Raw genomic sequence first — 11,609 nt, forward strand, 5'->3', positions numbered from 1 at the left:
AAATCCTGCGCGCGTCAAAGCATCTTGGCCGGGCGCTGTGGCTTACCTGGAGCGGGTACCACCGCCGGAGCAGGGTGGAGACGAAAATGAACTGCGTGAAGCTGCTCGGGCAGCGGCTGATGACAAGAGACTTCGATCGCCAAGTGGCCGAGATCCAGATCCGGATGGCAGTCCTGAACCGTTTCACGGCCCTCGGCATCCCGCTCACCGTAGCCATGGGATAAGTGTGTCCGGGGAAAGGGGAAATGCGGTCGTCAGCTGATTTGCGCAACAGCGCCCCCCGAGTGAACAATTTTTCCGGAAGCGATTTGAAGCATTTCAGTCGACCTCTTGTGCCAGTCATAGCTCACGAAAACCTACGGCGCGCGGAACCTAATGCATAGCCGTTCCTCGCAGTGTTCCAAGCTGACTGCCTATCGAGCTAGACATGGCGAAGATCGGGTTCCTGAACTTGGCGCCGATCTAGGCTTGAGGCTGGCCGGGCCAGGCGCAGTCCTGTTGATTAGGGCGGCGCGTTGACGGTCTGCTTACTGCGCACAGCCGACCTCGGTTTGCAGCTCAGCATGGGGATTCGGTCTGCCACAGTTTAATTGGCCGCTTTTGCAGTTCTGGCATACTACGTTCGCAGATGCCGCTGAAGCCCGCTCTCCGCCCTGATTGCCTGACCGCTACCAACCTGCACCTACCTCAGCAAAGATGCTTCTTGGACGATAGACTTGGTCGAATGACCAGTTAGATTGTTTCCGGCAGCGCCTCTTCCGTCGCCTGCCGCCACAACTCAGCCTGCTCCTTACGACGTGCCAAGGTTTCGTGCCACTCTTGCACCTCACGATCTTTGAAGAAGTTGGCGTCCGGAGCCAAGCGCTTCACCGCATCCTCCACCTCCTCCAGGCCGACGCGAAAGAACTCCTTGCGCATATTTGAAGCGTTGATCCGGCGGTCGGCAAATTCCCGGTGCAGGGCCTTTTCGAGAGCCGGTGCCTCTTCGGAATAAATCATTGCGTGCGTGTCGAAGCCGAACTGCACGCTCGCGTCGCCCAACTCCTTCTCGCGATCGTCCGGATCAAGGCGTCGGGTCAGGCCGATCTTGTCGACCTCTTCGCCGAAGCTGCCGATGTTCGAGATGATGTAGACGTAACCAGACTTCGTCATCTCGGCCATCGCTTTCGCGCGCTCTGTCTTTGCGTGGGCCTCCGCCAAGGCGGCCTGAAGGTCCGCGATACGGCTTTCGTCGACACCAGCCTCTTGGCGGGCCTTGTCGAGCATGTCCTGATATTTCCGCTTTTCCTTCTCGGCGGCCTTGGCCTCGGCGAGCAACTTCTTCTCTTCGCGCTCCATGCGGGCGCGCTCGGCCCAGTCATCCTTCTCGACTTTGAGTTGCTCCCGATGCTCGTGGGTGAGGAGCAACTCGTTCAGCTTGCGCGAGACGTATCGCTCGTTGATTGAAAGGTTCATGGAGGCATTGGCCGAGTTAATCTGCTTCGCGGCGTTCAGGATCCTCTTCTCCATGGCGACCACGTTGTTCCAACGCGTGTTCGCGATCGCCGCCTCGCATTCGTTATTGAAGGCGCGCATGGTCAGTCGCATCTGACGGTTGATCATGGTCTGGCCCTTGGAGAGGCTGCCATCAACGGTCCAATCGGTCGGGCAAATGGCGGCAGTCTTCTGCGAAACCATTGCCTTCTGCTGCTCCCGTATCTGCTTGATCTGCTCCTTGAAGATCTCGCTTTCCCCGAAATCGAAGTGAGGCTCATAGACACCGAGCTCTGCGAAGGCGAGACGCTCGTCATACACCGCGACCTGATGCTCGAGCTTCTTCATGGTCTCGCGCTTACTGGCGTAGCTGGATCGCAGGTCGTCGATATTCCTGGCCAACTCTTCAGACTCAGCTTTCAACCGCCCGACCTCGCCCTCCATATCGATGATCGGTGAGTATTTCTGCTTGATCGCCTGCCGCTTCTCCTTTTCCTCCGCGAGGATCCGGTCGCGGTCTTCGGAGGCCCGCGTCTTCTCCTGATCGAGCTCGCGGCCGAGCCGCTTTGTCCGCCGTCGCGCGACCAGGAATAGAATGTGAAAAAGCGGAAAACCGATCAGGAATATCAGGGCGGCGATCGGAAAAGCTATATTCGGATCCAATTCTGGCACAACGCACCTCTTTCGCGAACTCGGAAATGAGGCACATAAAATCCAGTCAAATCAAGACCGGAGCCGCAATTGAAGATTACGTGCGCTCCCTGCGATCGCCACGCCGGCTTTCAACGCTGAGCTGAAACTCAAGTTTTTTCCTGCGGAGAAGTAGGCTTCTGTCTCGGTTGATGGGCAATAGGCATCAACCGAGACACAATCGCGAAGCTCGTTCGTTTTGCAGACGCTGCTCTACGCGCTCCGCGCGAAGCATCTTCACTTTCCGCGAGGGCCTGAATTTCGCGCTAACCTTCTGAAAGTCATGGAAAACGTGGCCGAACCTCGACCTCAGCACGCGAAAAACTATGCGCGCCGCGAAAAACTACGCGCGCGCCTACACCGAATCAGAAGTCCAAGTTTTCCACAGATAGCGCATTTTGCTGGATGAATTCCCGGCGCGGTTCGACGACATCACCCATCAGCTTGGTGAAAAGATCGTCTGCTTCTGCCATGTCATCGACGGTCACCTTCAAAAGAGTGCGCGCATCCGGGTCCAGCGTGGTTTCCCACAGCTGACCAGAGTTCATTTCCCCAAGCCCCTTGTACCGCTGCAAAGAGAGACCCTTTTCGCCCTCTTCCAGGATCGCTTTAAGCAGCTCCAATGGTCCGTGGATCAGTTGCCGACGGTCTTTGCGCTCCAGCGTTGCCGGTAGGCCATAGACTGACATCAAGCTTTCGGTAAAAGAGCCTGTGCGACGTGCTTCACCCGAGCGGAGCATCGGACCGTCCAAGGTGCGGACCTCTTCAACACCGCGCAGGATACGCGCGAGACGCACCCCCTTGTCTTGGGTAATTCGACCCTGCCAGCCACGCTCATATTCCAGCGCAACCAGGTCGAGTCGCTTTGCAACAGCATCTGCCACGCCCTGCAAGTCGCTGTCCACCGCGCCCGGAACGAAGGCCCCGGCGATGGCGGCCTGCTCCAGGATGTGTCGCTGATAATGTGTCGGGAAGGCTTCCAAGACACGTTTCAACTGACGAGCTTCGTCGACCACACGGATCAAATCCTGTCCGGCGATGACCTCGCCGTTTCCTTGTATAAGCTGTGCATTTTCAATGCCTTGCTGGATCAAATAGTCATCTAGAGAAGGCTGGTCCTTCAGGTAAACCTCGGACTTGCCACGTGCCACTTTGAACAAAGGCGGCTGGGCGATGTAGAGGTAACCACCCTCGATCAACTCTGGCATTTGACGGTAGAAGAACGTCAGCAGGAGGGTTCGGATGTGCGCACCGTCGACATCCGCGTCGGTCATGATGATGATCTTGTGGTAGCGCAACTTGTCTATGTTGAACTCGTCACGGCCAATTCCCGTGCCGAGCGCCATCACAAGGTTGCCGATCTCCTGCGACCCCAGCATCCTATCAAAGCGCGCACGTTCCACGTTCAGGATCTTGCCACGGAGGGGCAAGATCGCCTGATTCCGGCGATCACGTCCGGTCTGAGCAGATCCGCCGGCGGAGTCACCCTCCACCAGGAACAGTTCGGTTTTGGAGGCGTCTTTCTCCGAGCAATCCTTCAGCTTGGCCGCGTTGAACGATACGTCCATCGCCGTCTTACGGCGAGTGAGATCGCGGGCCTTGCGCGCTGCTTCTCGGGCCATTGCAGCCTCGATGATCTTGCCGACGATTTGCTTGGCTTGGGTCGGATTTTCTTCGAACCATTCGCCAAGTTTTTCGTTCACGAGGCTCTCGACCGCCGGGCGCACTTCGGACGAGACAAGCTTGTCCTTGGTCTGGCTGGAGAACTTCGGATCCGGCACTTTGACCGACAGCACAGCAGTCAAACCTTCGCGTGCATCATCACCGGTGAAGTTGATCTTCTCCCGCTTGGCGATGCCGGTTTCCTGGGCGTACTTCTGCAACTGGCGTGTCAATGCGCCACGAAAACCCGCCATGTGGGTGCCGCCGTCGCGCTGAGGAATATTGTTGGTAAAAGGCAGCACGTTTTCGTGGTAGCTGTCGTTCCACCACATGCCGACTTCGACACCGATACCGTCCTTTTCGCCGTCCATATAAATGGGGTCCGGCATCACTGCCGTTTTGGACCGGTCGATGTACTTCACGAATTCGCGGACACCGCCTTCGTAGTGCAGTTCGGATTTGATCGGCTCTGCCGGACGCTCATCTTCGAGGATGATCCGCACGCCCGAGTTCAGGAAGGCCAGCTCGCGCAGGCGCTTTTCCAGAATGTGGAAGTCATAATCGAGATTGGAAAACGTGCCCGTCGAGGCGAGAAAGCGCACCTCTGTCCCGGTTTCGCCATTTGCCTCGCCGACGACACGAAGATGTTCTGAGGTATCACCGTGTTCGAATTTTGCGTAATGTTCCTTGCCGTTGCGCCAGATGCGCAGCTCAAGCCAAACAGAAAGCGCGTTCACCACAGACACACCCACGCCGTGCAAACCGCCGGACACCTTGTAGGAGTTCTGGTCAAACTTACCGCCCGCGTGCAGCTGGGTCATGATGACCTCCGCGGCGGAGACGCCCTCCTCGGTGTGAATATCGGTGGGAATACCACGGCCGTTGTCACGCACGGACACAGAGGAATCGGCGTGGATTTTCACATGCACATAGTCTGCATGTTTGGCCAGCGCCTCGTCGATGCCGTTATCCACGACCTCGTAGACCATGTGATGCAGGCCCGAGCCATCGTCGGTGTCGCCGATGTACATGCCGGGACGTTTGCGGACTGCTTCCAAGCCCTTGAGAACCTTGATGGAATCGGCGCCGTACTCGGTGTTGGCGCTCGGCTGGTCGGACATGCCCATTTCCCTTGTTATTATCGCCCGATTTATAGACCCGGACGCGGGGAATGTCACGCGTATGACACAAGATTTAGTGGCTCAGCGCTGCTTTCGAAACAACAGAGGAAGCCCCCTCCTCCGTGACCCCCAGTGCCTGCGCCCGGTCACCAAGTTCCGCAAACATTTCGGGTCCGGTTCCAGTCATCCATGCCTGCGCGCCAAGCGCGGAAATCTCGTCAAACAATGCAGCGCGGCGTCCTGCATCAAGGTGTGCAGACACTTCATCCAGAAGCAAAATAGGCGGCTCTCCCACATCCTCTGCCAACGCGCGCGCATTCGCCATGATCAGCGAAATCAGAAGCGCCTTTTGCTCTCCGGTCGAACATTCTGACGCGGGGACTTCTTTTGCCGCAAAGGTGCCCAGAAGGTCCGTCCGATGCGGTCCAATCAAGGTCCGCCCGGCCTGGAGATCGCGAGATCGGCTTTCGGACAACGCAGCACGCAGGTCTTCCATGGACTGGGGCATATCCCCCTCTGACTGAACCAACTCCAAAATAGCGGTTGGAAACTCCGTCTCCGCCCCGGCCTGTGCCTGCGCAATGCGCGCAACTGCGGCCCGGCGGTTCAAATGGATAGCCGCGCCTGCTTCAGCCATCTGGATCTCAAGCGCGGCATACCAATTGGCATCTCGCACCACGTCCTTGAGCAGACGATTGCGCTCCCGCATTGCTTTCTCGTAGTCCAGCGACGCCTGCGCGTGGTCGGGAAAAAACGACAGCGTGAGACGGTCCAAGAATCGCCTCCGCCCCTCCGCTCCTTCGATCCACAGCCGGTCCATGGAGGGAATCAGCCAAATTGCACGCGCCAGACGCCCCAACGCGACCTGAGACGCAGGCTTGTCGTCCACCCGCACCTGGCGCGCCGCGCCCCCTTCTGAGACAAAAGACACCTCATGCGCGCCGTTCACCCCAACCAGATCACCGCTGACTTTCCAACCAAGCGCTTCCGGCCGCCGCGCCATCTCCTGCGCTGACGCCCGCCGCAAACCACGCCCGGGGGAGAAGAGCGACACCGCCTCGATCAAGTTGGTTTTGCCTGCGCCGTTCGGACCCCAAATGGCAACAGGGCGATGATCGACTTCGACCACCGCCCGTTTATGAGATCGGAAGTGCGACAGGGTCAGCGACGTCAGGTACACGCGCCACGCTCCCGGCTTCTTTGCTTCAAAATTACTCTCGCCGAAGGCACGATTTTTGGCAAAAATCGGCTCAAACTGAAGTCAAACGCGCATTGGCATAACGACGTAGACCGCAGAGGTGTCATTACCCTCGCGCATCAAGGTCGGATCGCCGGAGGAGTTAAACATGAAAACAGCGTTTTCACGATCAACCTGCGACGCGATTTCCAGCAAGTACTTGGCGTTGAATCCGATCTCCAGCCGTTCGTCACCATAGGCCACGGCCAGCTCTTCTTCGGCGGCGCCACTGTCGGGAGCGTTGACGGACAGCACCAACCGGTCCTCATCCAACGCCAGTTTTACGGCACGTGACCGTTCTGACGAGACGGTCGCGACGCGATCAACGGCCTTGGCGAACTCGGTCGCGTCCACTTCCAGCTTGCGCGTGTTGCCCTGCGGGATGACCCGCGTGTAGTCGGGGAAAGTACCGTCAATGACCTTTGAGGTCAGCGTGATTTCCGGAGTGGCAAAGCGCACTTTGGTTTCAGAGACGGACACGGCGATGTCCATGTCATCCTCGTCCAGCAGCTTGCGCATCTCGCCAACGGTCTTGCGCGGCACGATAACACCCGGCATATCCTCGGCGCCGTCCGGCAGATCTGCGTCGATGCGGGCCAGCCGGTGGCCGTCCGTCGCAACGCAGCGCAGTTTTTTGCCGCCGTCGCCATCTGCCACATGCATGTATACGCCATTCAGGTAGTAGCGCGTTTCTTCTGTGGAGATTGCAAACTTCGACTTGTCGAACAAGCGGCGCAACACTTGCGCCTTGGCCGTGAAGTTCGAGCTGTACTCGCTCGACGCCATAACCGGGAAATCTTCCTTGGGCAGGGTCGCGAGATTGAACATGGAACGACCCGCCGAAACTGTCAGGCGGCCAGAGCCAGGCTCTTCGCTTAGCGACACCAGTGCGCCGTCAGGCAGTTTGCGGACGATCTCGTGCAAAGTAACCGCACTGACCGTGGTCCCGCCGGCCTTCTCGACTTGCGCCACCGCCTTGTCCAGAACCTCGATGTCGAGGTCCGTCGCGCGGAAACTTACGGTCTCGCCCTCGGCCTCGATCAGCACGTTGGCGAGGATTGGGATCGTGTTGCGCCGTTCCACCACCGACTGCGCCTGAGCTACAGCGCGCAGCAGCGTCGCCCGTTCCATGCTGAATTTCATCGCCCTTACCCCTTCGTCAGTCCGGACGCGCACGTTAGCGCGGAGCGTCGCGTGGTCCAAGCCAGTTTTGCGATTTGTCGAACGTATTTACCAAAGCGTCAAGGCCGCGCGGCGCATATGCAACGGCGCGCGGCCATGTGTTGTGTTGACGTCTCAGGCTTCGAGCGCGCGGCGCAGCATTTCGACGTCTTCGTCGATCTGCCCATCCGATTGACGCAGCTCGTCAATGCGCTTCACACCGTGCATGACCGTGGTGTGATCACGTCCCCCGAAGCGGCGCCCGATTTCGGGCAGCGATCGTGAGGTCAGCTTTTTGCACAGGTACATCGCAACCTGACGTGGGCGGGCAAAGTTACGCACGCGCTTCGGCCCGATCATGTCGGACAGGCGAATGTTGTAATGTTCCGCAACGCGGCGTTGGATTTCCTCGATCGAGATCTTCCGCTCCGACGCTCGCAGGACGTCAGCCAGCGAATCCTGCACAAGATCCATGTTGATCGGCTTACCCACCAAGGATGCAAAGGCGAACAGACGGGTCAGCGCCCCTTCAAGAACACGCACGTTGGTGGAAATACGATGCGCGAGGAATTCCAGCACGCCATCGTCGATTTCCAGCCCCGGGTGCATCTCGCGATACCCCTCAACCTTGGACTGCAGGATGCCAAGACGCAGCTCGTAATCCGTCGGATGCAGATCGACCACGAGGCCGGATTGCAGACGCGAGCGAATGCGGTTCTCAAGCTCCTTGATCTCATCCGGCGCGCGGTCGGCAGAAATGATGATCTGCTTATTCTGATCCACCAGCGCGTTGAACGTGTGGAAAAACTCTTCCTGTGTGGAATCCTTGCCAGCGATGAATTGCACGTCGTCAACCATCAGAACGTCGACAGAACGGAACATCTCCTTGAAATCCATCATCTTGCGCTCTCGCAGCGCCTGCACAAAGCGGTACATGAACTGTTCCGCCGACAGATACAGCACTGTCAGGTGCGGATTGCGCTGCGACAACTCCCACGCAATTGCATGCATCAAGTGCGTTTTACCAAGACCCACGCCCCCATACAGGAACAGCGGGTTGAACGTCACAGGACCGCCTTCGGCCACGCGCTTGGCGGCCGCATGCGCCAGTTCGTTCGGTTTCCCCACGACAAAAGTGTCGAAGGTGAAACGCATATCCAGCGGCGCACCGGGCAAAGCCTGATCCTTTGCCGTGGTCGCCCGGGCAACGGGTTCTGCCGCGCCGGGCAGCTCAACAGGCTTTTTCGGTTCATCAGGCGCGCGCGACGCTTCGCTGATACCGGCCTGAAAGTTCAAACGTCGGATCTTTGAATCCTTGGTTGAGATCTGCGCCAGAAGCATGTCGCCAAAATTCTGGGACACATATGTGCCAAAGAAATTCGTCGGCGCCTGGAGTGTCATGATGCCATCGTCGTTAACACCACGGAAGCGGAGAGGTTCGATCCAGGTTTTGTAATTGTTCTGTCCGATCGTCTTGCAGATCTGCTCTTGGAGGGCGCCCCATTGTTCTTTTGTCATCCGCCAACTGTTCCTCGTTTCGTTCCGTAAGCCGCGTGCGCGCAGCTGCGGGCCAAACCTTTGCATGAAGCACGAAACTATCGACCCCATACCCGAAAGGCATGAGACGGAGACAATGCTCCAGAACCGATCAACTCACACGCCATTGTCCCGACGGTGTGATGAGCCGAACAGGCTCGTTTCATGTACTTTGGACAGGCCAGGGTTTCCCCTGATCATCGCGCGGATAAACTTGTGACAGCATCCTTGCGACGTATCCCATGCCCCGGCAGGAGCGATGGAATCGGCAGCCTTGTCCCCCCATATCTGCGGTGTGACTCGCTGGGTGAAATTACCAACCATCCACAGGCAGCGGCAACTGAACTTCCAACTTGACTCGGAGATTCCCGAAAAAGAATCTCCCGACTCTCAGAAGCGTTTGAAATCTATTCAGGAAATAAAAAAAGAGCATCACACGGGGGTGATGCTCTTCGGTCACTTATAGAAGTGTGCATGGCTGACCACGCGGGCAGAAATCACAGGTACGGTTCAAGCCGCCATGGACTTTACACGTGCCGCGAGGCGCGACATTTTGCGCGATGCAGTGTTTTTATGGAAGATACCCTTGGTGACGCCGCGCATCAGCTCGGGCTGAGCTGCGGTCAAAGCGGCCTTTGCTGCAGCCTGATCACCGGAAGCGATGGCTTCCTCGACCTTACGCAGGTAGGTCCGAACGCGCGAACGCCGTGCTTTGTTGACGGAGTAACGCTTTTCGGACTGCTTTGCGCGCTTTTTTGACTGGGCTGTATTTGCCATGAGGATCGGTCCTTACTGATGTGATCGCTGATCTAAGCAGCGAATTCGGTTCAAAACTGGGGTGCGCGGCGAAAGCCGTTGCAGACCCGAATTGAACACGGGGCCGATTCTTGCCTGAGCGGGCATCACGCGCATGTATGGCAGCGGCGTATAAAGCAGCATAGCCCTGCGGGCAAGACGTTTCCGCCCCACTTTGCCCGCAGTTATCTCATTCAGCGATCGCGGAACTGTGCGGATCGCTTTTCCATGAAAGCAGACATGCCTTCATTTTGATCTTCGGTGTTGAACAGCGCGTGAAAGGCGCGTCGTTCCGACAACAAGCCTTGTGCCAGGGTCGTCTCGTACGCGTTGTTCACCTGCTCTTTGGCCGCGAGCAGAGAAATTATCGATTTTTCGGAGATCTTCTCAGCCGCAGAGCGTGCCTCTTCCAACAAGCTTTTCGCAGGCACCACGCGGCTGACCAGACCGGAGCGCTCTGCCTCTTCGGCGCCCATGAACCGGCCCGTCAGGACCATGTCCATTGCCTTGGACTTGCCGATGAAACGCGTCAGACGCTGCGTGCCGCCCAAACCGGGAATGACCCCGAGGTTGATTTCCGGCTGGCCGAATTTGGCTGTATCCGCCGCGATTATGAAATCGCACATCATGGCCAGTTCACAACCGCCGCCCAGCGCATAGCCTGCGACGGCGGCGATGATCGGCTTGCGGGTGGACACGATGGCACCGCCTTCGGGTCCGAAGTAATCGGACATGTACATGTCCACATAGCTCTTTTCCGACATCTCCTTGATGTCGGCCCCAGCGGCAAATGCCTTAGGTGAACCAGTGATGATGATCGCGCGAACCTTGTCGTTGCGATCCGCTTCCGCCAGCGCAGTCCCCAGTTCCCGCAACAGCTCTGAGTTGAGCGCGTTAAGGGCATCTGGGCGATTAAGCTTTATTGTGGCGACGTGGTCTTCTACTTCGACGATGATCGTCTCATAGGCCATGGGCATTGGGCTCCGTCAGGTTCCGTCAGACGCCCAGCCTTAACATCTGGTTCAGACCGATCAAGCCTATCTTTGGCAAGATGGACAATAGAAGCTGGATCTGCCCGATTGCACGACCCTCTGTATCGTAGCGTCACAGTCGAGCGAGCGGCATGGTTCGCCCTCCCGTCCGTAAACGTCGAAGCTATGCTGAAAGTACCCAAGCTCTCCATCGGCTTGGCGAAAATCCTTCAAGGATGATCCCCCCGCCTCAATGGCATCGCGCAGCACCTCGCGGATGATGGGCACAAGCGTGGCAATCCGCGCGGAAGCAATGTTGCGCGTGCGCCGAGCGGGGTGAATTCCCGCCCGAAAAAGCGCCTCGCACACATAGATATTGCCCAGCCCGGCGACAATTTTCTGATCAAGAAGAGCAGATTTAATAGGCGTATTCCGTGGCTTGAGTCGCTCTACAAGATGAGCTTCGGTGAACAGGTTGCCCAGCGGCTCCGGCCCGATCTGCACCAACAATGGATGCTGTTCTGCTGTCGCGGTGTCGAGCAAGTCCATCGCCCCGAAACGTCGCGGATCATTGAACGTCACGCGCGCCCCATTTTCCATGTCAAAGACGACGTGATCGTGTTTTTCCGCCGCGGGATGGTCATGCACGAACTGTCCCAGCGGATCGCCGGACACCAGCATCCGTCCCGACATTCCAAGATGAATCAGAAGCGTTTCCTCTGTCGACAGGTCAGCAAGAATGTATTTCGATCGCCGGCGCAGTTGCAAAACCTTCGCGCCCGTGAGTCGGTCAGCCATGCGTTCCGGAAACGGCCAGCGTAAATCCGGGCGGTTTACCTGTGCGCGGGCTATCACCGCGCCCTCCATAGCGGGGGTCAGGCCGCGACGCACTGTCTCGACTTCGGGCAATTCGGGCATTGTCTGGGTCCTTCGCATTGTAACGGCCGGGCGGCGCTCTATAAG

8 protein-coding genes and 1 pseudogene are annotated in these 11,609 nt (G+C 58.0%); 1 reads left to right on the top strand and 8 read right to left on the bottom strand.

The annotated features are described in order from the left end of the window. Nucleotides 1–224 (top strand): annotated as a pseudogene (locus J4E08_RS04400) (IS5/IS1182 family transposase); the annotation flags it as partial. Nucleotides 225–732: 508 nt separating this feature from the next. On the opposite strand, the gene J4E08_RS04405 reads toward J4E08_RS04400, so the two are convergent. From J4E08_RS04405 to mutM, 8 genes are all read right to left on the bottom strand, one after another. Beyond that, complete coding sequence (locus tag J4E08_RS04405) at nucleotides 733–2,145, bottom strand: SNIPE associated domain-containing protein (protein ID WP_349537463.1); 1,413 nt, start codon at nucleotides 2,143–2,145, stop codon at nucleotides 733–735. 383 nt (nucleotides 2,146–2,528) lie between these two features. After that, a complete protein-coding gene (gyrB, locus tag J4E08_RS04410; RefSeq protein WP_183962209.1) occupies nucleotides 2,529–4,946 on the bottom strand; it encodes a DNA topoisomerase (ATP-hydrolyzing) subunit B in 2,418 nt (805 codons plus the stop codon). A 73-nt stretch (nucleotides 4,947–5,019) separates the two neighbouring features. Beyond that, entirely contained in the window at nucleotides 5,020–6,126 is a 1,107-nt protein-coding gene (gene recF, locus J4E08_RS04415) for a DNA replication/repair protein RecF (RefSeq protein WP_349537464.1), read from the bottom strand. An 81-nt stretch (nucleotides 6,127–6,207) separates the two neighbouring features. After that, nucleotides 6,208–7,326, bottom strand: a complete 1,119-nt coding sequence (dnaN, locus tag J4E08_RS04420) for a DNA polymerase III subunit beta (RefSeq protein ID WP_183962213.1) — start codon at nucleotides 7,324–7,326, stop codon at nucleotides 6,208–6,210. 153 nt (nucleotides 7,327–7,479) lie between these two features. Then, nucleotides 7,480–8,862: a chromosomal replication initiator protein DnaA gene (gene dnaA, locus J4E08_RS04425; protein WP_349537465.1), complete on the bottom strand. Its 1,383-nt coding sequence runs from the start codon at nucleotides 8,860–8,862 to the stop codon at nucleotides 7,480–7,482. Between the two features lie 528 nt (nucleotides 8,863–9,390). Next, nucleotides 9,391–9,657 carry a 30S ribosomal protein S20 gene (gene rpsT / locus J4E08_RS04430; RefSeq protein WP_183962217.1) on the bottom strand — a complete coding sequence of 89 codons (267 nt, stop codon included), beginning with the start codon at nucleotides 9,655–9,657 and terminating at the stop codon, nucleotides 9,391–9,393. 212 nt (nucleotides 9,658–9,869) lie between these two features. Further along, nucleotides 9,870–10,646: an enoyl-CoA hydratase gene (locus J4E08_RS04435; RefSeq protein ID WP_349537466.1), complete on the bottom strand. Its 777-nt coding sequence runs from the start codon at nucleotides 10,644–10,646 to the stop codon at nucleotides 9,870–9,872. 66 nt (nucleotides 10,647–10,712) lie between these two features. Next, complete coding sequence (gene mutM / locus J4E08_RS04440) at nucleotides 10,713–11,564, bottom strand: bifunctional DNA-formamidopyrimidine glycosylase/DNA-(apurinic or apyrimidinic site) lyase (protein WP_349537467.1); 852 nt, start codon at nucleotides 11,562–11,564, stop codon at nucleotides 10,713–10,715. Nucleotides 11,565–11,609 lie beyond the last annotated feature (45 nt).

It is taken from the genome of Sagittula sp. NFXS13, assembly GCF_040148795.1.
GTDB classification, from domain to species: domain Bacteria; phylum Pseudomonadota; class Alphaproteobacteria; order Rhodobacterales; family Rhodobacteraceae; genus Sagittula; species Sagittula marina.

Bases quoted from the DNA above. Each gene is read 5' to 3' on its own strand.
- dnaA (WP_349537465.1), bottom strand. From the start codon at position 8,862: ATGACAAAAGAACAATGGGGCGCCCTCCAAGAGCAGATCTGCAAGACG.
- J4E08_RS04435 (WP_349537466.1), bottom strand. From the start codon at position 10,646: ATGGCCTATGAGACGATCATCGTCGAAGTAGAAGACCACGTCGCCACA.
- rpsT (WP_183962217.1), bottom strand. From the start codon at position 9,657: ATGGCAAATACAGCCCAGTCAAAAAAGCGCGCAAAGCAGTCCGAAAAG.
- mutM (WP_349537467.1), bottom strand. From the start codon at position 11,564: ATGCCCGAATTGCCCGAAGTCGAGACAGTGCGTCGCGGCCTGACCCCC.
- gyrB (WP_183962209.1), bottom strand. From the start codon at position 4,946: ATGTCCGACCAGCCGAGCGCCAACACCGAGTACGGCGCCGATTCCATC.
- dnaN (WP_183962213.1), bottom strand. From the start codon at position 7,326: ATGAAATTCAGCATGGAACGGGCGACGCTGCTGCGCGCTGTAGCTCAG.